26 protein-coding genes and 1 pseudogene are annotated in these 23,125 nt (G+C 64.2%); 14 read left to right on the forward strand and 13 right to left on the reverse strand.

The window, feature by feature from the left end:
• The coding region (locus tag KBZ07_RS03400; RefSeq protein ID WP_254930294.1) for a glycoside hydrolase family 3 protein at positions 1–1,617 on the reverse strand (1,617 nt) is incomplete at its 3' end.
• A gap of 183 nt (positions 1,618–1,800) precedes the next feature.
• On the opposite strand from KBZ07_RS03400, the gene KBZ07_RS03405 reads away from it, so the two are divergent.
• A complete protein-coding gene (locus KBZ07_RS03405) occupies positions 1,801–2,454 on the forward strand; it encodes a DedA family protein (protein ID WP_254930295.1) in 654 nt (217 codons plus the stop codon).
• Between the two features lie 15 nt (positions 2,455–2,469).
• On the opposite strand, the gene KBZ07_RS03410 is transcribed toward KBZ07_RS03405, so the two are convergent.
• On the reverse strand, positions 2,470–2,667 hold the full coding sequence (locus tag KBZ07_RS03410) for a hypothetical protein (protein WP_254930296.1): 198 nt from the start codon (positions 2,665–2,667) through the stop codon (positions 2,470–2,472).
• Positions 2,668–3,032: 365 nt separating this feature from the next.
• Here KBZ07_RS03410 and KBZ07_RS03415 point away from each other — a divergent pair, with 365 nt between their 5' ends.
• A complete protein-coding gene (locus KBZ07_RS03415; RefSeq protein WP_254930297.1) occupies positions 3,033–4,073 on the forward strand; it encodes a DUF475 domain-containing protein in 1,041 nt (346 codons plus the stop codon).
• A 10-nt stretch (positions 4,074–4,083) separates the two neighbouring features.
• Here KBZ07_RS03415 and KBZ07_RS03420 read toward each other — a convergent pair whose 3' ends face one another.
• Both KBZ07_RS03420 and KBZ07_RS03425 read right to left on the reverse strand, forming a co-directional pair.
• The gene (locus KBZ07_RS03420; protein WP_254930298.1) at positions 4,084–4,785 is read right to left on the reverse strand and encodes a GAP family protein; all 702 of its coding nucleotides are present in this window, start codon (positions 4,783–4,785) and stop codon (positions 4,084–4,086) included.
• A 26-nt stretch (positions 4,786–4,811) separates the two neighbouring features.
• The gene (locus KBZ07_RS03425; protein ID WP_254930299.1) at positions 4,812–5,033 is read right to left on the reverse strand and encodes a hypothetical protein; all 222 of its coding nucleotides are present in this window, start codon (positions 5,031–5,033) and stop codon (positions 4,812–4,814) included.
• A gap of 397 nt (positions 5,034–5,430) precedes the next feature.
• Between KBZ07_RS03425 and KBZ07_RS03430 the strand changes: the two genes are divergently transcribed.
• From KBZ07_RS03430 to KBZ07_RS03450, 5 genes are read left to right on the forward strand one after another with little or no spacing between them, the layout of a single operon-like run.
• On the forward strand, positions 5,431–7,338 hold the full coding sequence (locus KBZ07_RS03430) for an NAD(P)H-quinone oxidoreductase subunit F (protein WP_254930300.1): 1,908 nt from the start codon (positions 5,431–5,433) through the stop codon (positions 7,336–7,338).
• Positions 7,339–7,348: 10 nt separating this feature from the next.
• A complete protein-coding gene (locus tag KBZ07_RS03435; RefSeq protein WP_254930301.1) occupies positions 7,349–8,869 on the forward strand; it encodes an NADH-quinone oxidoreductase subunit M in 1,521 nt (506 codons plus the stop codon).
• On the forward strand, positions 8,866–10,131 hold the full coding sequence (locus KBZ07_RS03440) for a CO2 hydration protein (RefSeq protein WP_254930302.1): 1,266 nt from the start codon (positions 8,866–8,868) through the stop codon (positions 10,129–10,131). Before KBZ07_RS03435 ends, KBZ07_RS03440 begins: the two co-directional genes overlap by 4 nt.
• Before the next feature lie 10 nt (positions 10,132–10,141).
• The gene (locus tag KBZ07_RS03445) at positions 10,142–10,543 is read left to right on the forward strand and encodes a fasciclin domain-containing protein (RefSeq protein ID WP_254930303.1); all 402 of its coding nucleotides are present in this window, start codon (positions 10,142–10,144) and stop codon (positions 10,541–10,543) included.
• Positions 10,544–10,563: 20 nt separating this feature from the next.
• Entirely contained in the window at positions 10,564–11,739 is a 1,176-nt protein-coding gene (locus KBZ07_RS03450) for a cation:proton antiporter (protein ID WP_254930304.1), read from the forward strand.
• A 9-nt stretch (positions 11,740–11,748) separates the two neighbouring features.
• On the opposite strand, the gene bioA is transcribed toward KBZ07_RS03450, so the two are convergent.
• The 5 genes from bioA to KBZ07_RS03475 all read right to left on the reverse strand — a co-directional run bounded on the left by bioA (position 11,749) and on the right by KBZ07_RS03475 (position 16,059).
• The gene (gene bioA / locus KBZ07_RS03455) at positions 11,749–13,023 is read right to left on the reverse strand and encodes an adenosylmethionine--8-amino-7-oxononanoate transaminase (RefSeq protein ID WP_254930305.1); all 1,275 of its coding nucleotides are present in this window, start codon (positions 13,021–13,023) and stop codon (positions 11,749–11,751) included.
• 4 nt (positions 13,024–13,027) lie between these two features.
• Positions 13,028–13,999, reverse strand: coding sequence for a sigma-70 family RNA polymerase sigma factor (locus tag KBZ07_RS03460; protein WP_254930306.1), 972 nt, complete (start codon positions 13,997–13,999; stop codon positions 13,028–13,030).
• A gap of 162 nt (positions 14,000–14,161) precedes the next feature.
• Positions 14,162–14,602 (reverse strand): phosphate-starvation-inducible PsiE family protein, encoded by a 441-nt coding sequence (locus KBZ07_RS03465; RefSeq protein WP_254930307.1) that lies wholly within the window; start codon positions 14,600–14,602, stop codon positions 14,162–14,164.
• A gap of 107 nt (positions 14,603–14,709) precedes the next feature.
• Entirely contained in the window at positions 14,710–15,024 is a 315-nt protein-coding gene (locus tag KBZ07_RS03470) for a P-II family nitrogen regulator (RefSeq protein WP_094587541.1), read from the reverse strand.
• 3 nt (positions 15,025–15,027) lie between these two features.
• Positions 15,028–16,059 carry a sodium-dependent bicarbonate transport family permease gene (locus KBZ07_RS03475; RefSeq protein ID WP_254930308.1) on the reverse strand — a complete coding sequence of 344 codons (1,032 nt, stop codon included), beginning with the start codon at positions 16,057–16,059 and terminating at the stop codon, positions 15,028–15,030.
• A 231-nt stretch (positions 16,060–16,290) separates the two neighbouring features.
• Between KBZ07_RS03475 and KBZ07_RS03480 the strand changes: the two genes are divergently transcribed.
• From KBZ07_RS03480 to KBZ07_RS03490, 3 genes are all read left to right on the forward strand, one after another.
• Positions 16,291–16,449, forward strand: coding sequence for a hypothetical protein (locus tag KBZ07_RS03480; RefSeq protein WP_254930309.1), 159 nt, complete (start codon positions 16,291–16,293; stop codon positions 16,447–16,449).
• Positions 16,450–16,530: 81 nt separating this feature from the next.
• A complete protein-coding gene (locus tag KBZ07_RS03485) occupies positions 16,531–17,886 on the forward strand; it encodes a cation:proton antiporter (RefSeq protein ID WP_254930310.1) in 1,356 nt (451 codons plus the stop codon).
• 4 nt (positions 17,887–17,890) lie between these two features.
• Complete coding sequence (locus KBZ07_RS03490) at positions 17,891–18,703, forward strand: DUF6671 family protein (RefSeq protein ID WP_254930311.1); 813 nt, start codon at positions 17,891–17,893, stop codon at positions 18,701–18,703.
• Between the two features lie 36 nt (positions 18,704–18,739).
• On the opposite strand, the gene KBZ07_RS03495 is transcribed toward KBZ07_RS03490, so the two are convergent.
• On the reverse strand, positions 18,740–18,880 hold the full coding sequence (locus tag KBZ07_RS03495) for a hypothetical protein (protein ID WP_254930312.1): 141 nt from the start codon (positions 18,878–18,880) through the stop codon (positions 18,740–18,742).
• 102 nt (positions 18,881–18,982) lie between these two features.
• Positions 18,983–19,309, reverse strand: a complete 327-nt coding sequence (locus KBZ07_RS03500) for a hypothetical protein (RefSeq protein ID WP_254930313.1) — start codon at positions 19,307–19,309, stop codon at positions 18,983–18,985.
• Positions 19,310–19,442: 133 nt separating this feature from the next.
• Between KBZ07_RS03500 and KBZ07_RS03505 the strand changes: the two genes are divergently transcribed.
• The 4 genes from KBZ07_RS03505 to KBZ07_RS03520 all read left to right on the forward strand — a co-directional run bounded on the left by KBZ07_RS03505 (position 19,443) and on the right by KBZ07_RS03520 (position 22,432).
• The gene (locus KBZ07_RS03505) at positions 19,443–20,630 is read left to right on the forward strand and encodes an NAD(P)-binding protein (protein ID WP_254930314.1); all 1,188 of its coding nucleotides are present in this window, start codon (positions 19,443–19,445) and stop codon (positions 20,628–20,630) included.
• 135 nt (positions 20,631–20,765) lie between these two features.
• A complete protein-coding gene (locus tag KBZ07_RS03510; protein ID WP_254930315.1) occupies positions 20,766–21,179 on the forward strand; it encodes a hypothetical protein in 414 nt (137 codons plus the stop codon).
• A gap of 89 nt (positions 21,180–21,268) precedes the next feature.
• Positions 21,269–21,547 carry a cell division protein SepF gene (sepF, locus tag KBZ07_RS03515; RefSeq protein ID WP_254930316.1) on the forward strand — a complete coding sequence of 93 codons (279 nt, stop codon included), beginning with the start codon at positions 21,269–21,271 and terminating at the stop codon, positions 21,545–21,547.
• Between the two features lie 24 nt (positions 21,548–21,571).
• On the forward strand, positions 21,572–22,432 hold the full coding sequence (locus KBZ07_RS03520; protein ID WP_254930317.1) for an acyl-CoA desaturase: 861 nt from the start codon (positions 21,572–21,574) through the stop codon (positions 22,430–22,432).
• Between the two features lie 12 nt (positions 22,433–22,444).
• Here the strand turns inward: KBZ07_RS03520 and KBZ07_RS03525 are convergent, their stop codons facing one another.
• Both KBZ07_RS03525 and KBZ07_RS03530 read right to left on the reverse strand, forming a co-directional pair.
• Positions 22,445–22,666, reverse strand: coding sequence for a hypothetical protein (locus KBZ07_RS03525; RefSeq protein ID WP_197150362.1), 222 nt, complete (start codon positions 22,664–22,666; stop codon positions 22,445–22,447).
• A gap of 73 nt (positions 22,667–22,739) precedes the next feature.
• A pseudogene (locus KBZ07_RS03530) lies at positions 22,740–23,125 on the reverse strand (glycosyltransferase family 2 protein); the annotation flags it as partial.

A 23,125-nucleotide genomic window follows, 5' to 3' on the forward strand; every position in this document is an offset into this window, starting at 1 on the left:
GTACCAGAGCAGCAGCAGGCCCGGTACCAACCGATCCCAGTCACTGCAGCGGATGGCACCGCCGCCCATCAGCACCACCACCGTGCGCGGGTTGGCGGCAGCCACGCTCCGGATCAATGCCACCTGGGCCGGCGGCAGGCCCAGATCGGTGCGATCTCCGGCGGCGAAGTCGCCTCCCTGGCGAGCTGAGGCATGGCTTGTGAGCCAGGCGATCAGCTTGGTGACCCGCCGCCATTGGGGCCTGGTGGCCGGCCAGAGGCGACTGCGCAGCAGCCAGTTCGGTGGGGGGATCTGCTCCAGGATCGGGGCGATATCGCCGGGGTGGATGTGTTCCCCCTCCTGGCGCCAATCAAGCCCCACCACCACCACGGCCCCATCGCAGGTAGCCGCCAGCCCAGCCGCCGCTTCGGGGTTGGAACCATCGCTGTAGTGGATGGGCAGATTCGGCCTCGCCTGCCGCAGGCCCTGCAGTGGCGTTACCGCCGCTCCCGTCGGCGGACGGGTGTCCGAGGAGCCGCGGTCGCCGAGGTTCAGCCGATCCGCCAGCTCCCCGATCACCGCCAGGGAGCCCAGATTCAGCAGCGGCAATACCGGCTGGCCGTCGAGAAGCGGCTCGTTGCGCAGCAGCACGATTCCCTGGCGCGCCGCCTCGCGGGCCAGGGCCAGATGCTCCGGGCAGCGGCGCACCGATGGCGGGACCTCGCCGGAGGGGATGCGCAGCTGCAGCCGTAGCTGGCGCAGCACGGCGTCATCGATCCTCTCCATCGCCAATCGGCCCTCGGCCAGGGCATCCGGCAGGGAGCCCAGAAAGATCATCCCGAACGGCATCTCCAGGTCTAGGCCGGCCTGCAGGGCGGCGATTCCGTTGCGTACCCCGAAGATGAAGTCGCTCACCACCAGGCCCTGGAAGCCCCAGCGGCCCTTGAGAATCCGCGAGAGCAGCTCCCCGTTCTCGCCGCACCACTGGCCGTTTACCCGGTTGTAGGCGCTCATCACCGTGCCGGCGCCAGCCTCGATGCAGGCCCGGAACTGGGGCAGATATAGCTCCTGCAGCACCCGCGGGCTGGCCTGCACATCCACCAGGAAGCGGGAGCTGTCGATTGAATTGCAGGCGAAATGCTTGACGCAGGCGATGGCATGGCGCCCGATGCCCCGGGTCATCGCCGCCCCCAGCGCGCCTACGTGCAGGGGGTCCTCGCCATAGGTCTCCTGAGCCCTACCCCAGCCCGGATGGCGCAGCAGATTTACGCACACCGCCGCCAGCCAGTTAGCCCCGAAGCTGCGAGCCTCCCGAGCGATCGCAGCGCCGATGCGCTCCTCCAGCTCAGGATTCCAGCTGGCGCCTCGGGCCATGGGCACCGGAAAGGTGGTGGCGCCGCCCTCCAGCACAACGCCGCGCGGCCCATCCACGAAGTGGAGGCCGCCCAGGCCCAGCCGCGGCAGCTGACCAGCCGGCCAGGGATGGCGGTGGGAGGCATCCCGCAGGGCGATGTCGACCATGCCCGACCAGAACGGCGTGTCGCCATCCAGCAGGTTGAGCTTCTCGCTGGTGCTCAGCTGGGCCAGCAGCGCCTGGGCGCGGGCCTCTGGATCAGTGGCTGGCAGGGTTGGGCTCATCACGAAGTAGTCACCCCATTGGCATGGGCTGGGTATGGGGTGGGGCCATTCATTCTTAGGCCCTCTCGTGAATCCTGGTTGATAGCTGTATTGGTATTCCTAAGAGATTGCTATTCCTGTGGGATTGCTATTCCTAGGGGGCTTTGCTTACCTTAATCAGCTCATGCCTATGGCTTTCCGCTGATGCAGTCGTTTATTGAGGGTCTGCCGGATCTGATCGGCTCTGCGGTGGAGGCCAATCCGCTGATGGGCTACGCGGTGATTGCCCTGGTGATGTTGCTGGAAAACGTCTTTCCGCCCATCCCCTCCGAGGTGGTGATGCCCTACGGCGGCTATCTGGTCTACCAGGGCCGCCTGGAACTGATCCCCACCGTTCTGGCTGGGCTGCTCGGCACGGTGCTGGGGGCTTGGTTCTGGTACGGGATCGGCCGCTTGATCAATGAGGAGAGGCTTGCCCAGTGGCTGGGGCGCCATGGCAAATGGCTTGGCATCAAGCCCGACGACCTGGCCCGCAGCCGTCGCTGGTTTAACCGCCATGGGGCTGCGGTGGTTTTCTGGGGGCGCTTGATCCCCGGTGTACGCACCCTGGTGTCCGTGCCGGCCGGGATCGAGATGATGCCCCAGGTGCCGTTCCTGGCTTGGACCACCGCCGGCAGCCTGATCTGGACCCTGCTGCTCACCCTGGCCGGCCAGGGGATGGGCCAGGGCTATGCGCAAGTGGAGAGATGGTTGGAACCCTGGGCCCAGGGAATCAAACTTCTCCTGCTGGTTGCTGTGGCAGCGGGGGCCGTGTTTGTGGTCGTCAAGGTAGTGCGCCAGCTGCGTCGGGACCGCTGAACACCCTTCAGTGTCCTAGTGAGGGGCTTCCCGTTCAGGTTGATCCTGCATGGGAAACCTGTCTTGGGCTACGAGGTCGGACAGCACCGCGAGGCTTAGGGCGACGCCACTGACCAGTACCACTAGCAACACGGTGATCAGACGGTGCCAGGGGGATACCGGTTTGCCCAGGGAGGGGTTTTGGGGATGGCCGCAATCGCTGCAGATGAGCATCGTTCTAGAAGGACCCGCCTTGGTGAGAAGGCGACAGCCGCAGTGGGGGCAACCCATGGGAACGCACCCTCCTTGCCAAGGTTTGGCCCCGATCTTATGGGTTTGAAAACCTACGTTCTGCTCACGGCCAACATTCCGTAGGGGGTACCCATCCCTTCCTTTGGCCCCCTTCAGATGCAGAACTGGCAGCAACGAGCACCCCATACGCAACAGCCCACCGCCGCAAACGCCGGCAAATAGATAGGTTCTGCGGGAATTTTTCTAGGCCTCTCAAGTCTTGACTTGCTATTGAGGCACCAACGATTGATGGCATCGGCCCGTCAGGAAGACTTGAAGTTGCAAGCTAATAGCATTTTGGTGCTCCGATGGCTCGGCTGCTGCGCTGTGTGCGTTTCCCGCTGCTGTGCTGTGCCCTTGGCCTGGTGGCAGTGTTCGTCAGCCATGGCGGCCTGAGCCCGGCAGGTCTTGAGGCCACCTGGATCGTCCTGGTGCTGCTGGCGCTGGAGATCAGCCTCTCTTTTGACAACGCGGTGGTGAATGCGCGGGTGCTGGAGCAACTCACTCCAGGCCACCAGCGTTTTTTCCTCAGTTGGGGTCTGGTGATCTCGGTGTTTGGAGTGCGTTTTTTGGGCCCGCTGCTGCTGGTGAGCCTGGCTGGGGGAATCGGTCTTGGGGAAGCCCTAGACGCGGCCCTGCATCACCCCGCTAAATACCACGCGCTGCTGGAACTGGGTGAACCGCGGATTCTGGCCTTCGGGGGGATATTCCTGGTGATGGTGTTTCTGCGCTATTTCCTCGATGAAGCCAAAACGCTGCACTGGGTGGTGGTGCTCGAGACCCGCCTCAGCAGGGCTGGCCGGGTGCCCTCCCTGGAGGTCGCGCTGGCTTTGATCCTGCTGATGGGTGTGGCATTTGGCCTGCCGGGCAGCTTGCGCGGCGATGTGCTGTTTGCCGGTCTGATCGGCCTGGTGCTGCAGATCCTCACCACCTCCCTTGCGGAATTCTTCGCTGGCGGAGAAGCGAAGGTGGGTCGTATGGCTGCCCAGAGCGGCTTTGCCAGCCTGATCTACCTCGAGTTGCTGGACGCCTCCTTCAGCCTCGATGGAACGATCGGGGCCTTTGCGATCACCACCAATCTGGCCCTAATCCTCACGGGCCTGGGCCTGGGAGCTTTCTTCATCCGCTCCCTCACTGTGATGTTATGCCGAGAAAAGGTCCTCGATCAGTTGATCTATCTGGAACACGGTGCCCACTACGCCATCGGAGCCCTGGGCCTGTTGATGCTGGTCGGAATTCACCTCCATCAGAATCACCTCGACGTACCGGAATGGTGTGCCGGGTTAATCGGCATCGGCCTGCTAGCCATTGCCTTCTGGGACTCCATGCGCCACAGGAAAATAACCTGAGGACGGTTGCTCAGGCGCTCACCAAAGTCAGCTGGTGCAGGCCTTCGAGCCCCTGCCAGCCCAGATAGACCCCCAGCATCAAGGCGAATACCCCCAACAGCCATTCGGCCCGGTGCACCAGCCAGACGTTGAGGGTAGTGAGCGGTGCCCTCAGCCGCTGTTCTCCTCCAAACAGCCACAGCAGCGGGGGCAGCAACAGCAGGGAGGTGGTGATGGCGACAAACACCCCGCCCACCTCCAAGTCGCCGAGCAGGCTGGTGTGATTCGTGAGCAGCATGCCGCCCTCCTTGACGTAGAACACCAGATTTTCCGGGCTCACCAGGGCGCAGCCTGCCCCCAGGGCAAGCAGCGGTCCGCCGCCCAGCTCAGGCAGCTTGGCCATCAGCTGCATGGCCCAGTTTTCTTCGCCGATGGTCACCGCCGGGGTGAGCTGGAACAGGCCCAGCCCCACAAGCGCACCGGCCCCGATCAGATCGATCAGGATCTGGCCGCGGCTTCCCAGGCCCATCGCCCAGTGCAGGCGGCCCCCCAACGCCACCACCAGCCCCAGGGCTCCACCGTTCGCCAGCATCCAGCCCGCGAGGAAGGTGCAACAGCGGAGTAGGGGCTGGGTTCCCAGCAGCAGCAGGGCCACCAGAGCGATGTTGATCGGACTGAAGGAAATTCCCAAACCCAGGGCAATCGTCTGGGTAAGCCAGTGGAAGGGAAGCATGAACTGCCACGATCTCTGGAATGCTGTCAGAGAAAAAAGCCGACCGTGGTTACCACGCGGGTGCCCTGGGCCCTCAGAGCACTGCCCAGGGCAATCGTGCTCTGGTTGTGGAGCAGGTTCTCGCGGGACACCCGGTAGCTGCTGGCCACAATCACCATCAGGGCGATCACCAGCACCAGCATGATCTCCTGGGTGGCAAAAGCCTTGAGGCCATCGAAACGCAGATGGGCTATCAACGCATCGCCCATCTTCAATTAGATATACAGGCTCAGATATAACGATTATCTCGTCTGCCCGGCCCATGCACGCACCAGGATTTCCTCCATCCTGCTGCGGTAGTAGAGGCGCAGCTGATCAAGATCTTGGGGCTCACTGGAACCTTGCCCAGGCGGTAACCCTTCAGCTTGGCGGGGCACCCCAGGCGGGTGAGCAGGTGGCCGCCGCACTTGGGGCCAGAACGGCTCTGGAATCATGACTGGACATGGCCCTCGCTGATCCATCAGCACAACTTCTGGGTCTAATTGCCCATTCCTTTGCTTGCCAATACCCAAGTTAATTTCGCCGTGCCTAGTGTTGCTCGTATAACCTAATTCGAAGACATTTCCAAGCCTCAATTGTTGTGGTTTGCATTGCTCTGTTGACGCGATGACCGTATTTCTGCTACAGGCGGCCTGGCTAATTCCTTTCTATCCCCTGGTGGCGGCCGTGGCCTCGCTGGCCTGGTCGCCTGGGTTGATCTCCCGCACCGGCCCGCGGCCCTGTGGTTACCTCAATCTGCTGATGGTGGCGGTGGCCTTTGGCCACAGCCTGGTGGCGCTTACCGCCCTCCACACCAACGCCCGCGCTGGAGCGGAGGCCCTCTACCGGCCGATCAGCTTCGGCTGGACCTGGCTCAACTCGGGTGGCCTGCGGATCGGATTCGACGGGCTGGTGACCGAACCCGCCCTGATCGCCATGGCGGTGATCACGGGCTTGCACCTGCTGGTGCAGATCTATGCCATCGGCTACATGGAAATGGACTGGGGCTGGCCCCGGTTCTTCGGCTCCCTCAGCTTCTTCGAGGCGGGTCTCTGCGCCCTGGTGCTCACCGATTCGGTGTTCTTCAGCTACGTGATCCTCGAGCTGCTCACCCTGGGCACCTACCTGATCGTGGGCACCTGGTACAACCAGCCCCTGGTGGTGAAGGGGGCCCGCGATGCCTTTCTCACCAAGCGAATTGGCGACCTGATCCTGCTGGCCGGGGTGATCGCCCTGTTGCCGGTGAGCGGCACCTGGAACTTCCATGGCCTGCAGGGTTGGGCCGCCGATCTCACCAACAACGGAACCCCGTTGCCACCTGGCTTCCAGCTGATCCTGCTAGCCCTGATCGCCGGGCCGATGGGCAAGTGCGCCCAGATCCCCCTGCACCTCTGGCTCGATGAGGCGATGGAGAGCCCCCTGCCCTCCACCGTGCTGCGCAATTCCGTGGTGGTGGTGGGTGGCGCCTGGGTGCTGCTGCGGTTGGAGCCCCTGCTGGAGCTCAGTCCCTTCGTGCAGGCGGTGCTTGTGGTGGTGGGTGGCTCCACCGCCGTGGTGGCATCCCTGATCGCCCTGGCCCAGGTGGATGTGAAGCGGGCCCTCTCCTTTCTGGTGAGCAGCTGGCTGGGGCTGCTGTTCGTGGCAGTGGGCCTGGGCGGCACGGCCGTGGCCGACCACCTGCTGCTGGTGTATCCGCTGCCGATGGCCCTGCTGTTGATGGCGATCGGCACGATCGTGATCAGCAATGTGACCCAGGACCTCACCCAATTGGGGGGGCTCTGGAGCAAGCGGCCCCTGATCGGTATCGCCTTCCTCGCCGGCGCGGGAGGCCTGATGGGCTTGCCGCCGTTCGCCAGCTTCGCCGCCCTGCGCGAGTTGCTCGCCCTCACTGCGGCGAGTGGCCATCCCGTGCTGCTGGGGGGCGTGGTGCTGGTCACCAACGCCCTGATCAGCGCTGGCCTGATCCGGGTTTTCGGCCAGATCTGGGGAGGTCGACCCACCCCGTTCACCACCCGTTCTCCGGAGGTGCTCTGGTTGATGGTGCTGCCCACCATGGTGCTGGGGGGCATGGTGCTGCATCTCCCCATGCTCCTGGTGGCCAATGGGGTCTATTCCCTCACCCCCCTCGCCGGTTGGGGGCCTCTGGCCTGGCCCCTGATCGCCTCCACCCTGGTGGGTGGAAGCCTCTCGGCCGCCTTTTACCTGCGCCCCCACGGCCTGGCCCAGCTGCCGGCCTCCCTCGGCGGCCTGCAGGATTGGCTCGCCCACGACATGCAGACCGAGCGCTTCTACCACCGCACAGTGGTGGCCCTGGTGCTGGCTCTGGCCCGCTTCGGGGCCTGGAGTGACAGCCGCCTGGTGGATGGCTTCAGCGGCGGCACCGGTGCCGTAGCCCTGGAGGGAGCCCGGCGCCTCAGCCTCACGACCTCCGGTCGCTCCCAGGCCTATGCCCTCACCCTGGTGCTCGGGGTGCTGCTGATGGCGGCCTGGCTGATCGCCGCTGATCTGCCGCCCCTGTCCATCGCTTTGCCCTGAGGCCGCCGCCATGACCCTGCTGCTGTTGCTCTTGCTTCCTCTGCTGGTGGGCCTGCTGCTGCCCCTGCTGCCGCCTGGCCGCCCCGGCCTGGTGCGCGGTCTGGCCGCCGGCGCTGCCCTGGCCCAGCTGGTGGTGGGCCTGCTGGCCTGGCGCCAGCCGCCCACTCCCCTGACCCTCGAATGGGTGCCCCGGCTGGGGTTGGGTCTGGATTTGGGCCTTGATGGGCTGTCGCTGCCGCTGGTGCTGCTCACGGGCCTGATTACCGCCATGGCGGTGCTGGCCTCCCCCGCAGACCAGGGCCGCCCTCGCCTTTATTTCGCCCTGATGCTGGCCACCAACCTGGGGGTGATGGGGGCTTTCTTGGCCCGCAACGCCCTGCTGTTCGTGTTGGCATTTGAGCTGGTGCTGATCCCCACCACCCTGCTGGTAGCGATCTGGGGCGGCGAGCGCCGTGCCGGGGCCGCCGTGCGCTTCCTGCTCTATGGGGCGGTGTCGGGCCTCAGCCTGCTGGGCGGCGTGCTGGCCTTTGGCTGGCTCGGCCAGGGCGCCGCCGGCGCCGACACCGCCGTGAGCTTCAGCTTCGAGGCCCTGGCCGCCACGCCCCTGCCGGCCTCGGCCCAGCGCTGGGTGCTGGCCCTGCTGGTGCTCGGTTTCGGCATCAAGCTGCCGGTGGTTCCCCTGCATGGCTGGCAGCCGATCAGCTACGCGGAAGCACCGCCGCCGGTGGTGATGCTGCTGGGGGGTGTGGTGTCGAAGCTGGGGGCCTATGGCCTGCTGCGCTTTGGTGTGGGCTTGCTGCCCGAGGCCTGGAGTGCCTTTTCGCCCTGGATCGCCGCCGCCGGTGCAGTGAGCGCGGTGTATGGCGCCCTCAATGCCGTTGCCGCCACCGACATCCGCCGCCTGATGGCCTACAGCTCCCTCGGCCACATGGGCCTGCTGGTGCTGGCCCTGGCCGCCGCCACGCCGATGAGCCTGCAGGGAGCCATGGCCCAGGTGCTGGCCCATGGCCTGATCGTGGCACTGCTCTTTGACTGCGTGGGGTTGATCCAGCGCAAGACCGGCACCACCATGATCGGCGAGCTCTCTGGCCTGATGAACCCGATTCGGGGCCTGCCCTTCACCATGGGTCTGATGCTGCTCGCCCTGATGGCCGCCGCCGGCATCCCCGGCCTGGCGGGTTTCCCGGCCGAACTGCTGGTGTTCGAGGGCAGCTGGACCGTGTTCCCCCGGGCCACTCTGATCTGCCTGGTGGCCTCGGGCTTCACCGCTGTCTACGCGGTGCGGCTGTTCAACCGGGTGGGCTTCGGCCGGCTCGATAACAGCCGCGCCGACTGGCAGAGCACCCGACTGGCCGAACGGCTACCGGCCGTGGTGCTCACCACCCTGGTGGTGCTCGCCGGCATCTGGCCTGCCGGGCTCACGGCTTGGAGCGAGGCCAGCACGGCCGCCATCGCCCTGCGCCACAGCGACCCGGTGGTGCAAACCCTGGCCCTGGCGCCCCGTTCTCCTTCGTCGCCCCTGCCCGCATGATTCCCCCCTCCACCCACCGTTACGCCGAGGTGATCCATCGGCTTGAGGCGGGAGGCTCGATGCTGCCCGACACCCCGGAGAACCTCCAGCAGATCATCGGCATCTATAAGGCCTATGCCGTGCCGATGGACTTCTATTGGCGCGACCTGCTCTACATCGCCGAGCAGGTGTTTCTCAACCCGCTGCCGGCCTTCAAATACTTCATCTCCCAGGAGTATCTAGACCTCCCCAACAGCTACGCCGGCGATCAATCGAAGCTGCGTATCTGGCGTGGTGGTGAAAAGGCCCATCCGGAGCTACTGGAGTTCATGGCCAAGGGTGAAACCCGGGCCATGCCCAAGTTGCTGCATCACCTCTGGCACGACCGGGTGAATATGGAGTTCGCCGAGGCCTGCATGCAGGCCATGCTCTGGCACCAGGGAATGGGTGGTCGCTTCAACGACTACCTCGCGAGCGATGCCTATAAGGCCAACGCCGACCGCGGCATCAAGGCCTACTTCCGCGGCAATCCGCTGATGCTTGGCCTGTATGCGCTGTTCCCGGACATGGTCCTGGAGCAGGTGAAGCAGCTGTCCTATACCGCCAACCTCGGCCTGTTTTGGGAGGTTATGGCACCGGTGTTCTTCGAGATGAGTGACCTCTACGACGAGGGGAAACTCACCTCCGTGCCCCAGGCGATGGACTTCCTGGTGAACGGCATCTTCGCTGTGGCGGGCCGACCCATCTACCACCACGTGTTCATTCGGGGCGAGTGCTTCGAGATCATTCCCAAGAGCGAGGGCTTTACCTGGCTATACGAGGCGGCCCTGCCCTATGTGGAGGCAGTGTTCTACCGCACCTCACCGTTTCGAGGCACCAAGAGCTACAACGCCCAGGCCGATCAGGTGCCGGCCAACCAGGCGGATTTCCACTACGGCATCCTCTACGCCGATGTGTTTCCGGTGGGCTCGGCCGGCATACCGCCCACCCTGCTGATGCAGGACATGCTCCATTTCCTGCCCCCCTATCTGCAGGAGCTCTACAAGCAGCATCGCCGCGGGGAGGAAGATCAGCTGATCCAGTTGGGTATCACCTTCCAGCGCTCGATGTACAACGTCACCTCGGCGGTGATCCAGGCCCTGCGCTGCGCCCTGCTCTATCCCCTCGATGACACTGATCCGGAGCATCTGGCGGCCAACCGTCAGTTCTTCGAGGCCCAGATGGATCGCTTCCTGCGGCCTGAGGCCCGCCTGAGCGACATCCAGACTCAGGACTACCGCTAGGAGAGATCCCTTGGCCACGATTCTTGATACAGCAGCCGGCGCAGGAGTGTTCTCGACCCTGCTGGCTGCTGTCGATGCCGCCGGCCTGCGCAGCGCCCTGGAGGGCCCCGGCCCCTTCACCGTCTTCGCGCCGGTGGATGACGCCTTTGCCGCCCTGCCCCCCGGCACGGTGCAGACCCTGGTGGACAACCCCCCCCAGCTGGCGCGGATCCTCAAGTACCACGTGCTGGCTGGTGCTTACACCCGGGAGGCCCTGGTGGCCCAGGCCGAGTGGCCGAGCCTGGAGGGGGCTCCGATCCCGATCCGCCGCAGCGAGCCGTTCGAGGTAAAAAACGCCACAGTGGTGACCGCAGACATCGCCTGCGACAACGGCATTGTGCACGTGATCGACCGCGTGATCCTGCCGGGCTGATCACCTTTGCCCCCACCCGCTTGGGTCCCTCCCTGCTCACCACCCTGCTGCTGTTGTTGGTGGGGGCCCTGCTGGCCCGGTTGACGGCCACCCGGCTGGCCCGCTGGGCGGTGCCGGCCATCGTGCTGGAACTGGGGGTTGGTTTTGGCCTGGGCAATACGGTTCTGCCTTTTGAGCAGATCCGCTCCCTCTCCGGTCTGCTGGAGCTGGGGGTGCTCACCCTGTTCTTCCAGGTGGGTCTGGAGGTGCGCGGCGGCTTGTTGGGGTCCCGTCCGGCGGCCGTGCTGCGCACGGTGTTGCTGTCGGCGCTGACGCCGCTGCTGGCCTGGTGGCCGCTGCAGCAGGCCTTTGGCCTCTCCACAGCCACCACCTTGTTGTGTGTGGCCGTGCTCAGCGCCACCGGCACCGGGGTGACCCTGAGGGCCCTGGGTCAGCTCGGCGCCTTGAAAACCCCCTCCGGTCGCCTGCTGGTGGGGGTGTCGGTGCTGGACGATCTGCCCGCCATCGCCCTGCTCACCGGCTCCCTGCTGTTGGCGGGCACCCGCCTCGGCGGTGGCGCGGCTACGGCCGGGTCGGGTTGGCTGGTGCTGCTCGGGCCGGCCCTCGCCCTGCTGAGTGTGCCGCTGTCGAGCTGGTGGCTGCAGAGCCGCGGGCCCTGGCAGCCGGGCCCCCTGGGGGTGTTGCTGCTGTTGATCGGCTGCAGCTGGATCGGGGAGGTCACCGGGGTGACCAGCCTGCTGGGGGCGCTCTGGGGTGGGGTGCTGTTCAATCGCCTGGCGCCGATGGGGGAAGGCAGCGCCGAGGCCCGTGAGTTGCGGGGCCATTTGGCCCTGCTATCGGAGGTGTTTTTGCCCCTCTATTTCCTCGGGGTGGGGATGCGCATCCAGGCGGCCACCCTGTTGCAGCCGTCGGCCTGGTGGCTAGCCCTGGTGCTGTTGCTGTTGGCGATCGGCTGCAAGCTGATTTGCGGGCTTGGCATCAGCGCCCTGGATCAGGAGGCCGGCGTGGATCGCTGGGTGGTGGTGTTCGGCCTGATCCCCCGGGGCCTGCCGGGGCTGGTGTTTGCCTCCACGGCCCTGGCCAGTGGGGTGATCACCGCCGCCCAGTTCTCGGCCCTAGTGCTGATGGTGAGTGGCACCACGGTGCTGGGCCTGCTGTTGCTGGGCCGGCGGCTGGCGACCTTCCAGAACGGCTAGTTCAAGGTCTCAGCCCGCCACCAGCGCGTCCAGGGCATGCTGCACTGCCGCGTAACAACGCTCCAGCTGTCTGGCGCTGATGCCCAGGGGCGGCAAGAGATACACGACGTTGCCCAGGGGGCGCAGGTACACGCCCTGCTGCAGGCAGTGGCGCTGGATCTGTTTGCCCACGGGGTTGAGGTAGCTGGCTTCGCCAGTCTCCACATCAAAGGCCGCCATGGTGCCGATGCAGCGGGGGCGCCGCACGAGCGGGTGGCAGGCCAGCTCCTCCAGCAAAGGCGTGTGGCGCAGCTCGAACTGCTGGAAGCGTTCGGGATTGGCCTGGAGCAGATCAAGGCTGGCCAGGGCTGCGGCACAGCCCAGGGGATTGGCGGTGAAGCTGTGGCCGTGGAAAAAGGTGGCCTCGGGCCTCTCGCTGATGAACCCCTGGTAAAGGCGTTCACTCGCCATCGTCACCCCCATCGGTAGGAAACCTCCGGTGAGCCCTTTGGAGAGGGCCAGCAGGTCGGGCTGAATGCCGGCCCGGCGGCAGGCAAATAGATCCCCGGTGCGGCCAAAGCCCGTGAACACCTCATCGGCGATCAATAGGGCGCCTGCTGATCGCACCCGCTCGGCCATGGCCCGCAGGAAGGCCGGCCGCACCACTCGCATGCCACTGGCCCCCTGGATCAGGGGTTCGAGGATCACGGCGGCGGTGGGCGTCTCCAGGGCTTGGTCGAGCTGGCGCAGGGCGTGCTCTTCCCGTTGTTCCACCTCCTCATCGCCCCAGTGGCTGTGGGGCCAGGCCACCCGGGCCACCTCAAACAGCAACGGCTCGTAGGGGTCGGTGAACAGGGAGCGCTCCCCCAGTGCCATCGCCCCGAAGGTGTCGCCGTGGTAAGCCCCCTCGAAGGCGATCACCTGGCGTCGCTCGCTGTCCTGGTTGCGCCACCACTGCCAGGCGATCTTGAGGGCCACCTCCACGGCGGTGGAGCCGTTGTCGGAGAAGAACAGCCGCTCCAGGCGGGTGAGGGCGCTGAGCCGGGTGGCGAGCTGCTCGGCGGGTTCGTGGCTGAAGTTGGCGAAGATCACCTGCTCCAGCTGCTGGGCCTGGCGGGCGATCGCCGCGGCGATGGCGGGTTCGGCGTGGCCGTGCAGGGTCACCCACCAGCTGCTGATCGCATCGATCAGGCGCCGGCCGTCATCGAGCTCCAGCTCACTGCCGCGGCCGGAGCGCACCCGCAGCGGCTCGGGGCTGGTGGCCACCTGGGTGGTGGGGTGCCAGAGGTGGGGGTGCCAGGGCATGGGCTCAGGCTTCGAGATGGTCAATGAAACGTGTTGAAAGTCGCCGGATTGAGGCGTTGGCGCGCCGTTCCAGGCCCCGCGCCGTATCCCGGGTGATACCCATCTGCCTGGCTGTGGCGCTCAGGCTCAACGGTTCCCCCGCTGAGTTGCCATAGCGCAAGCGCAGCAGCTCGGCCTCCTGTTCGGGCAATTCATCCAAGAGTTGTTGGATGTCTTCTTGCATCAGGCTGGCATCCACCTGCTCCTGGGGCATGCTGCCCTCGCAGGTCAGGCTGTCGAGCAGGCTCGGTTGGGCCTGGCCGGCCCACTGCCCATCGAGGCTCAGGGGCTCCTGGGCCCGGAACAGCACTTCGCGGATGTCGAGGGGCTTGAGCCCGGTGGCGCTGGCCACTTCCTCCAGGCTTGGGTCCCTGCCTAGCTGCTGGCTGAGGGATTGCTGGCTCTGGCGCAGCCGATGCAGTTGATCCACCATCGTTGAAGGCAGGCGGATGGGTCGCCCCTTGGCCACCAGGGCACTGCCGATGCCGTCGCGAATCCACCAGCTGGCGTAGGTGGAAAACCGGTAGCCCCGGCTGGGATCAAACCGTTCCACGGCCCTGATCAGGCCGATAGTGCCCTCCTGGATCAGATCCTCCAGGTCTGATGGGGTGTGCTGGTAGCGGCGGGCCATGCTCACCACCAGGCGGATGTTGGCCAGCACCATGCGACTGCGGGCCTGCTCAGCCTCCCGGAGGCAGCGTTGCAGCTGGCGCACCTGCATGCCAGCCTCCTGGGCCCAGGCTTCCAGGCTTGGGGCAATGCCGCCGGACCGCAATTTCATCTCCTGGGCAACGTCGGTGGCCCGGCAGCCGCCCTGAACCAGGCGAGCCAGGCTGATTTCCTCCTCAGCGGTGAGCAGCGGAATGCGGCCGATGGCGCGCATGTGCTGGCTGAGTGCGTCGCAGCTGCCCTTGGGGCGCTTCTGTGGCGCAGGCATTGGAGGGTCGTCTGCAGTTGGATCGGCAAACGATACTGACTATTTTTTAGGGCTGGGTCTTTTCAGCTCTGCTTATCAACTAGTAGCCACAATCTCTGCGATCAGAAAAGCTGATCAATGCTGGAGTTTTGGTGCAAATTCCAGACTGCCGTTGGGGCATGATCAGGCTGATTGCTGATCATTTCTGGCCCGTTTAACCAGCCAATAGGCGGCAGCAAGGCCTACCACGATCACCCCAAACCCAGTCATCAGCTGGGGTTTGTTTTCCGTGCCTGGCGGCAGCACAATAACTTTTCTAGCTACCGCAGTCATGGCGGTGAGCAGTACCAGTTCGATCTGTACAACCTGATCACGCAGATAGGCAGTCACGTTTTGGAGTACTTCTAAAGCGATAAAAATCATCAGAAGCCGATCGAGCAGTTTGATTAGTCCTCCGTCAAACCAATCCGATTGGAATCGAGCGATTTTGAAGCCAGATTCGACAACCAATTCGAAAACCGCGAAGCCGATTACAATTGCCAGCAAAAGGGCTAGGAGTTTTGCAAGTTGGCGCTCATAGGCGTGAATTCCTCGAAGGAACCGATCGTCGCCGAGAAGCTTCATATTGAGTATGGCAAAATTAAGGTTGGGTCATAGAAATGCCCGCCCATGCAACGGTGCATAAGCGGGCATCGGCAAGGCGAGCCATCTATGACTCGCAGTTGATAACCTCAGAACTTGTGGTCGCGTAGAGCTTCCACTGGGTAGATGTAGGTGATGATGGAGAAATCTGCGTAATATTTGGCTTCAATTTCGCGAGTGATCTTGTCTGCCAGCTCGCGGGTGCCGGTCAGTACTTCGATTTTCACATTGGAGAGGGTGTGCGACACGCTTGGCTCGCCGGTGGAGCGCACGTTGCGACTGCCTTCGCCGCCTGCTGCATTCACGGTGTAGCCGGTGGCGCCGGCAGCCTTGATGAGCTTGGTGAGTTTTTTGGAGAGGATTTCCTCGGCAACGATCACCAGTTTCCAGACTTGTTGGCTCATGGTTTAGATTCTTGAATGGTTGTTTGTGTAAAATTGTTTATCGGCTAGCATCATCTCGGCGATCCCAATGAAGAGGGGAATGCAGATCGCGATCGCCACTGGGGTGCCGATGGCCGTGGAGGCGCCGATGTAAGCAGATGGGTTAGCGGAGGGTATGCCAGCGCGAAGTGTGGGTGGGCCAGAAATATCCGAGCTAGAAGCAGCAATGACCGCCAGCACAACAGAACCACCAATGCTGAAGCCGGTAAACTTATGCAGGATCAAGCCTACACCGAAACCTAAGAATCCATGCACGATAGGAGCGATGAAGGCATAAATTGCAAACCACTGGGCAACCTTTCGCAACTCATTCATGCGTTGGGCAGCCTCCATCCCCATGATTATCATCAGAACGGCTAGAAAGCCGCGGAACAGAGGGTTGAAGAAGCTCTCGTATACAGGCTCTGGCTTGGTGAGGATGCCAAGTGCTACTCCCAGGAGCATTGCCGTGACAGCCGAGCTCTGCAGGCTTTCTTTGATGATTGGCCAGATCTCGACTTTTTCGGATGCGTTGCCGGTCTTCTTGCTGATGTACATGCTGGCCATCACGATGGCGGCCACTAGGGCCGGGATGTCCATGAACGGATATAGGGCCGCCGTCCAAGCCTCATAGGGGACCTTGGCGGAATCAAGTTGGGGCAGCACGGCAGCCAAAGTGGAACCACTCACGGCACCGAATAGCCCGCCTGTGGCCACGACGTCAGGCACGCTGATGCCTGGGAGTTTGCCTAGGGTATAACGACTGATCAATACAATTACGATGCCAATCCCCACCGCTCCGAGAGCGGGGAGAATGATTTCGGAGAAATTAGAATTGCGGATAGCGATGCCTCCAGTCAATCCGATCTTCATCAGCAGGAAAAAACTGATGAACTTGTAGATCGAATCGGGAATGGCTAGCTGGCTGCCAAGGGCTGCAACAACAATGCCACCGATCAGAAAGCCCAGTGTCGGCGATTGAAGTTGCTCAATGAAGAGAGGTAGAAAGTCTGTCAAGCTGATTCCTCCATTGTGTGTTGGTTATGCTTTGAAATTTCAGCAAAGTGAAGTTAGGCGCCCCGCTAAGAAATTGGGGATCGTTCTACAGCGATAGTCGTCTGATTGTGGCGACTGCCGAGCCTCAGGCAGCGAACCATAGGCAGCGTTCCCAGAAGCTGGGTTGCCGTTGGCCAACCCAGTTGCGATCCGTTCTGCCCATGATCACAGCGCCCCACGGCTTACCCCCCCATGACCCTGCTACTGCTTGTTGGCGTTGGCTGGTTGAGCATGCGCACAGTGCTGTTGCTCAGTCAGGTGTCACGCCATAGCAGCGAGGCCCAGCTGGGGCGGACCTTTCAGCAGGAACTCAGGGATCGCGGCCTGATCGATGCCCCCCCGCATTCATAGAGCGATCACAGGCCTCGTCGGTTTCAAGGCCCCAACAGCAGTGTCACTGCCCCTATAAACCCGCATCCCCTCCGGTTCACGATGCTTCCCGTGCCTCCTCTTCTCCTGGAGACCAGTTCCCACCAACTCGAAGTGGCCGAAACCCTGATTCAGGTGGGCCGTTTTGTGGTGATCTTCTTCGCAGCCCGGGCCATCGCCGAAGTGATGGTGCGCCTGCAGCTGCCCACGATCCTGGGAGAGCTGGTGGCTGGGGTCCTGATTGGGGTGTCAGGTCTGCATCTGATCGTGCCGCCTGAAACCCAGGCCCAGCTCAGCGCCGGGGTCACCGGGCTGGTGGGTTCCCTGGCCCAGATCAGTCCCGAGGCGGTGCAGGAGGTCTACAACGAAACCTTCCCCAGCCTGCAGTCCGTGTCCCAGCTCGGCCTGTTCGCCCTGCTGTTCCTCACCGGTCTGGAGAGCGAGCTCGATGAACTGGTGGCCGTGGGGGTGCAGGCCAGCACGGTTGCGGTGGCTGGCGTGGTGCTGCCCTTTGCCCTGGGTACGGCCGGCCTCTATTTCCTTTTTCATGTGCCGCTGATTCCAGCAGTGTTTGCCGGAGCGGCGATGACGGCCACTTCGATCGGCATCACCGCCAGCGTGTTTGGCGAGCTCAAGTGGCTCAAGCGCAAGGAGGGCCAGATCGTGATCGGTGCTGCCGTGCTCGACGACATCATCGGCATCGTGATCCTGGCGGTGGTAGTGGCAATCGTGGGCGGCGGCGCGTTCAGCCTCGGCCCGGTGCTGAAGCTTTGTTTGGCGGCGGTGGCCTTCGTGGGCGTGGCCCTAGTGCTGAGCCGCAAGGCCGCGCCCGCCTTCGACTGGGTGGTGGACCGGCTCAAGGCCCCCGGCGATGTGGCCGTGGCCAGTTTTCTGGTGCTCACCGTTTGCTGCTTCGCCGCCCAGGCCATCGGCCTGGAGGCGGCCCTCGGCGCCTTCGCCGCGGGGCTGATCCTCAGCTCCTCGAAGCACACCCACGACATCGATGCGGCGGTGAAACCCCTGGTGGCCCTTTTTGCCACGGTGTTTTTCGTGTTGATCGGCACGGGCCTGGATCTCTCCGTGCTCAACCCCCTTGATCCGGCCAACCGGGAGGGCCTGATCGTGGCCGCCTTCCTGCTGGCGGTGGCCATTGCCGGCAAGGTGGCCGCCGGCTGGAGCTACCTCAGCAAGGAACCCACCAACCGCCTGGTGGTGGGGCTGGGGATGATGCCGCGCGGCGAGGTGGGTCTGATCTTCCTGGGGCTGGGCAGCCAGGCCGGCATCCTCACGCCCGCCCTGGAGGCCGCCATCCTGCTGATGGTGATTGGCACCACCTTCCTGGCGCCGATCCTGCTGAGGTTGGTGATTCCTCGGGAAGCAGGTGAGGGCTCTACGGCGGTTGCCGACCAGCCCGCCTGATTCCGTGCCGTTGGGATCGCCCTATGGGGGTCAGCGGATCTGCCTCGCCACCCACCATGGAAAGGAGCGGGCCCTGGCCCGCCCGTTTGCCCTGGGTTTGGGGGCCTTCAGTGGTGAGGTGCAGCGTCTCGACGATGCCCTCAGCACCTGCCGAAGCAAGGCATGGATAGGCCTCGAGCAGAGCGGCTTGGGGCTCGGCATGGCCAGTGAGGCCAGCTTCGGGCCCCATCCTGCGGTGCCAATGCTGGCGGTGGGCCAGGAGCTGCTGGTGTTCATAGATCGCGCCCGTGATCTCACCGTGGTGGAGCAGCGAATCGAGTGGCGCACCAACTACGCCCAGAAGCGGCTCAAGCCCGGAGAGGATCCCATCCCGTGGCTGAAGCAGGTGGGTTTCCCCTCCCACGGCGTGATTGCCAGTCCATCGGAGCGGGCAGACGGGCCTTTTTTCAAAGATCTGACTGACCCTGTTGTTTTGCAGGAAGCCCTGGCTGCCTGCCGCAGGCTCGCTTCCCAGGGGCAGGTCTGGCTGGCGACCGACATGCGAGCCCACCGCAATCCCACCCGGATGCGCTCGATTCGACGCCTAGGAGTTGAGCTGGTGCGGCGCCTGGGTTCTCCCTGCCCCGGCTGTGGGGCCCCAGGTTGGGGGGTGATCGATCGGCAAGCCGGACTCCCCTGCCGTTGCTGCGGAACCCCGACCGATCTCCTGGCGGTGGAGGTGTGGGGCTGCCCGAGCTGCGAGATCAGCGCCCCGCGTGCCCGTAGGGATGGCCTGGAGGCCGCTGATCCCCAGCACTGCCCGTGGTGCAACCCCTGATGCAACCACTGGTGCAAAACCTCTTGCTGGAGTGGGTCAGCCCCGGGCCCTGCGCCCGGGGGCCCATTGGTGAATCAGTTGCTCGAGTCGCACCAGCTGGTAGCGGTTTTGCTCGTTGGGTTGCTGGGAGTAGGCGCTGCGCAGGTGATTGAGCTTCGCGTCGAGGGAGAGGAGCACGGGATTGTTCTCTTCCACTGGGCGGCATGTGATGCAGATGTGCTGATCTTAAGGCTTCCTTAAGCCGCTGGCCGTGCCGCGCTGGGTTTTGTGCTCGCCTGCTCACAGGGGCGATGGCAGGGGGCCATCCCGATCCGAGCGAAAGCAGGGCTCCATCTCCGGCACATTGCGCTCGACCAGCTCCAGCAGCAACTCAAATACCTGGCGGGTATGGGGCGCTCTTGAGCCCATGGCCTCGCGACTGAGCAGCACCAGCTCCAGCTTGTTTTCGCCGCTGCCGGACTGCACGTCGGCAAACAGTTGCATCCGCTGGGCCTCCCCGCCACCGCGAATCATGGCGCTGAGGTGGACTGGCGTGCGGTGTTCAATATTGGCGCTGAGCCCCCGGAGCACAGGCTCAAGGGCCTCGAGCATGGCCGTTGCTGTCATCGCGGCGCTTGCTTCAAGCACCACCAGAAAACGCGCCAAAGCAACCCCCTTTGGGTAAACGCTACTTGTCGAGGTGGTTCACGGCCGGCCGATCGCTGCCATCCTGAAGTCAATGCAGGCTTCATTGGTGTCGATGCCCCGCTTGGGCCTTGGATCCATCGCCGTTATCGGTGCCGGGGTTTCGGGCTGTGCCCTGGCTGCCCAATTGCGCCTACTGGGCCACCAGGGCCCGATCAGCCTCTGGGAAACCGGGAGGGGCCCGGGTGGTCGGGCCAGCACCCGTCGCTCCCGCCAGGATCCAGCCCTGCGCATCGACCACGGCGCCCCCCTGTTCAACATCACCGCTGAAACCGATCCCCACTTGCTCCAGCCGCTGCTCTCGGGGGGCTGGATTGAGCCCTGGCCCGGGGTGATCGCCCAGCTTCAGGGCGAATCCAGCCTCAGGCTGGGTCAATCCGACGCCATGGGTCTGGGCACCCTCTACCGGGGGCTGGGCGGCATGGACCATCTCTGCCAGGGATTGCTGAGCCTTGCCGGCGAGGCCTTCGAGGCCCATTACGGCACCTTGGTGCGCTTTCTGGCGTGGCAGGACGGCCTCTGGCAGCTTTACGGACCCGATCGAGAGCTGCTGGGCCAGGCCCAGTGGCTGGTGCTCAGCAGCACCCTGCTGGCCCATCCCCGCAGTCGCATGATTTTTGGCTGGCACGACGTGCCCCTCAAGGAGGCCGCTGCTGCTCTGGCCGATCTCCAGCTCGACCACGCCCTCACCCTGATTGCGGGCATCCGCACCGAGGCCCGCAGCAACCTGCTGGTGGTGCTGGATCCCGCCGCAGGCCAGCCCTGGCGAGAGTTCCCCTTCAGCTTGCTGCATTTCGATGCGGCGGCCCAGCAGCGTTGGGGTCTCCAGCAGATCACCATCCAGCCCCTGGTGGATGGCCGTTGTGCCGTCGTGGCCCATTCCAGCCATGCCTTTGCCGCCGACCACCTCGACGTCTATGGCACCCATTCCGCCGTGGCAAAGCTGCTCCAGCTGCCGCCCGATGAGGGCCGGCAGGAAACTGTGATCGCCGCCCTCACGGCGGCATTGGAGGCCGTGATGGCCCCCTGGCTGAGCCGACCCGACCTGGGCCGGTCTGAGCGTCAGTTGATGCGCTGGGGTGCGGCCTTTCCCCTGGCTCCAGGGCTTCCTGCCGAGTTGATTTTCTGTGCCCAAAGCCGGCTGGGATTCTGCGGTGACTTCATTGCCGGGGTTGGTTTTGGACGCATCGAAGGTGCCCTGCGCAGTGGCGAGAACCTGGCCCGCCAGCTCTGCAGCCAGTAAGGGGTTCGTTACGGCGTTCGTTGCGTTTGATTCCGCGATGCAACAGTTCACCCGCTGCGCAGGGGCTGGGATTGCGGCGGCGGGGCCAGAGGCCTAATTGTTGGTTCAGAAATGTCCCCTGCATCCTGGAGTGTGATGCGGTTTGCACCTTGGCGGCACAGGCCGATTCCGATCAACCGCAACCAACAGTTGGATGTGGTGAATCGGGCCGCCCGTTACTTTGCCCATCACTTCTCTGAGGAGATCAGCTCGGAGGAGCTGGCCCATTCGATCGGGGTCAGTGCCGAATGGCTCGATCTCAGTTTTGACCACTGTCGCGGCAAGACCCCCTTTCAGGCGTTGCAGCATTTCCGGCTGAGCCGCCTGTTTGAAGGCATCGCCCAGCAGCCCAATTCCACCCTCCAGCAGCAGGTGCACAGTTGCGGTTTGGCGTCGGTGATGGCGGCCAACCGGTTGTTTGAAGAGCTGTTTGGCATTGGCCTGGCTCCGTTTCGCCGGATCTGTCGCCGGGCAGCGGCAGATCAACTCCTGCGCCGGGGCCAGCCCTAGATCGCTCCGGATCCATTTGCGCCCAGCCTTGCACTTGGCTGGCTGGCGCCATACGTTGAGGTGAGAGCGTCATCGGGTTTGCACCAGGCATGCAGGGCCCATTTGGCGATTGGCTTCCCGAAGTGGTGGTGTTCCACCCCACCCGATTCGACCAGGCCCAGTGGATCGTGCACCACGTGCGCGAACGCAAGACCGTGCTGGTGCATGCCGGGGCGATGGAGCGCGGCGAGGCCCAGCGGCTGATTGACTTTGTCGCCGGTGGGGTGAGTGCCATGGACGGCAGGTCCGAATGCATCGATGCGCTCACATTCGTATTCGTTCCCCAGATCGTCTCCCTGAGCCGAGATCCCGTCGAGCCTCCCGCCTAGGCTTAACTACCATCAGGAGTGGGTTTGGTTCGCCACCTACGTCGCTTTCTCTACGCCCTTGGGCCCGTATTGATCATTGCCAGTCACCTTGGCTGCCTATTGCTCTTCTGGACAGGGCTCAGTCTCGCCGCTGCCTGCTGGGCCCTGCTTCTCTATCTGGTGCGCATGCTGGCCACCACGGCCGTCTATCACCGCCTGATAACCCATGCCAGCTATCGGGTGGCCCGGCCCGTTGCCTGGGTTGGTGCGGTGGTGGCGGCATCGGCGGGGCAGATGGGCCCCAGCTGGTGGAAGGCCCATCACCAGCTCCATCACCGTCACGTGGACACCGTTGCCGATCCCCACACCCCCCTGATGCCTTCAGCGGGCTGGAGGGGGTTTTGGCGTTCCCAGGTTGGCTGGTTGTTTCGCCCAAGCTTTTTCCCCGACTCCCTACCCGCCGATGTGGAGGCCGATCCGGTGATGAGGCTGATCGATCGGCTCCATTTCGTGCCAGTGCTCCTGCTGGCCGGCCTTTCGTGGCAGTTGGGCGGCATGGCTTGGGTGGCCGCATTTTTTCTCAGCACCACCCTGCTGTTCCATGGGGTGGCCAGTGTCAATTCCCTGGCCCATCTGTTTGGGGATCAGCCTTTTGCCACCGGTGATGCCAGCCGCAACAATCGCTTTGTGGCGCTGATCACTTTGGGGGAGGGCTGGCACAACCTGCACCACGCCTTCGAGGCTTCGGTGCGCCAGGGATTCACCCTGCGCTCGGGATCCCTGGTGTTGCTGCCGGATCCCACCTATCGGTTTATTCGACTGCTCGAGCGCTGGGGCCTGGCCTGGAATCTGCGGGTCCCTAGCGAGGGAGCCCTGCGGGCTCGGGCCCGGCCTGCGGCTGGCTAGACAGGAGTTGGTTCAACTGGCGCCGGCAACCAGGCTCAGTTGCAGCCAGCAGCCCCCGGGGGCCAGCTTCTCCACCACCACGCTCTGCAGCAGGTCCTGGGCTACGAGCTGGGCGAAGGTTTCGGCGGCATCGCGGGTGTTGAAGCGAACAGCCTGCACCTGCAGGGGCACGCTCTGCTCCCTTGCAACGGCAGCGCGCACGCGATAGCGACCTGGAGGAATGGGTTCAACCATCGCTGCATTCTGAATCCATTCGGGCGCAAAAATGGCGGGCTTCAGGGTTTCAGAGAAATTGCCCTGGGCCGACTCAGCGGGTGGGGATCTGGCGGCCCTTCCAGGAGATCGAGCCCCGTTCGAGGTTGACAATTGCCAAGAGGAACACCCCCAGGAAGAACAACACCGGCACTGGAAACACCAGATTGATCCAGCCAAAGCTGCCGACTCGCCGGGTGATCAACAGCAGTTGCAGGGCATAGCCGCCATAGAGGCGCAGGTTTGGCGTCAGGGCCTGGCGGCCCACCATGGGCCAATGCAGCAAGGCGGCTGGCAGGCACCAGGCGGCCCAGATCAGCCCGGAGATCCAGAGCAGCACCGCCAGCATCCAGGGCCAGCGCACTTCGCCTGCGGCAGTTGCAAAGTTCTTGTCAAAGCCCACCACCATGTCCCGCAGTCCCCCGGGATACATGCGATAGG

This window comes from Cyanobium sp. BA20m-14 (assembly GCF_024346295.1).

What these genes read in the sequence shown, in the direction of transcription:
- KBZ07_RS03460 (WP_254930306.1), bottom strand. Translation starts at nt 13,999, where the DNA reads ATGCCTGCGCCACAGAAGCGCCCCAAGGGCAGCTGCGACGCACTCAGC.
- KBZ07_RS03505 (WP_254930314.1), top strand. Translation starts at nt 19,443, where the DNA reads ATGCCCCGCTTGGGCCTTGGATCCATCGCCGTTATCGGTGCCGGGGTT.
- KBZ07_RS03500 (WP_254930313.1), bottom strand. Translation starts at nt 19,309, where the DNA reads ATGACAGCAACGGCCATGCTCGAGGCCCTTGAGCCTGTGCTCCGGGGG.
- KBZ07_RS03485 (WP_254930310.1), top strand. Translation starts at nt 16,531, where the DNA reads ATGCTTCCCGTGCCTCCTCTTCTCCTGGAGACCAGTTCCCACCAACTC.
- KBZ07_RS03430 (WP_254930300.1), top strand. Translation starts at nt 5,431, where the DNA reads ATGACCGTATTTCTGCTACAGGCGGCCTGGCTAATTCCTTTCTATCCC.
- KBZ07_RS03510 (WP_254930315.1), top strand. Translation starts at nt 20,766, where the DNA reads ATGCGGTTTGCACCTTGGCGGCACAGGCCGATTCCGATCAACCGCAAC.
- KBZ07_RS03420 (WP_254930298.1), bottom strand. Translation starts at nt 4,785, where the DNA reads ATGCTTCCCTTCCACTGGCTTACCCAGACGATTGCCCTGGGTTTGGGA.
- KBZ07_RS03480 (WP_254930309.1), top strand. Translation starts at nt 16,291, where the DNA reads ATGACCCTGCTACTGCTTGTTGGCGTTGGCTGGTTGAGCATGCGCACA.
- KBZ07_RS03415 (WP_254930297.1), top strand. Translation starts at nt 3,033, where the DNA reads ATGGCTCGGCTGCTGCGCTGTGTGCGTTTCCCGCTGCTGTGCTGTGCC.
- KBZ07_RS03410 (WP_254930296.1), bottom strand. Translation starts at nt 2,667, where the DNA reads ATGCTCATCTGCAGCGATTGCGGCCATCCCCAAAACCCCTCCCTGGGC.
- KBZ07_RS03525 (WP_197150362.1), bottom strand. Translation starts at nt 22,666, where the DNA reads ATGGTTGAACCCATTCCTCCAGGTCGCTATCGCGTGCGCGCTGCCGTT.
- KBZ07_RS03405 (WP_254930295.1), top strand. Translation starts at nt 1,801, where the DNA reads ATGCAGTCGTTTATTGAGGGTCTGCCGGATCTGATCGGCTCTGCGGTG.
- KBZ07_RS03440 (WP_254930302.1), top strand. Translation starts at nt 8,866, where the DNA reads ATGATTCCCCCCTCCACCCACCGTTACGCCGAGGTGATCCATCGGCTT.
- bioA (WP_254930305.1), bottom strand. Translation starts at nt 13,023, where the DNA reads ATGCCCTGGCACCCCCACCTCTGGCACCCCACCACCCAGGTGGCCACC.
- KBZ07_RS03470 (WP_094587541.1), bottom strand. Translation starts at nt 15,024, where the DNA reads ATGAGCCAACAAGTCTGGAAACTGGTGATCGTTGCCGAGGAAATCCTC.
- KBZ07_RS03435 (WP_254930301.1), top strand. Translation starts at nt 7,349, where the DNA reads ATGACCCTGCTGCTGTTGCTCTTGCTTCCTCTGCTGGTGGGCCTGCTG.
- KBZ07_RS03425 (WP_254930299.1), bottom strand. Translation starts at nt 5,033, where the DNA reads ATGGGCGATGCGTTGATAGCCCATCTGCGTTTCGATGGCCTCAAGGCT.
- sepF (WP_254930316.1), top strand. Translation starts at nt 21,269, where the DNA reads ATGCAGGGCCCATTTGGCGATTGGCTTCCCGAAGTGGTGGTGTTCCAC.
- KBZ07_RS03465 (WP_254930307.1), bottom strand. Translation starts at nt 14,602, where the DNA reads ATGAAGCTTCTCGGCGACGATCGGTTCCTTCGAGGAATTCACGCCTAT.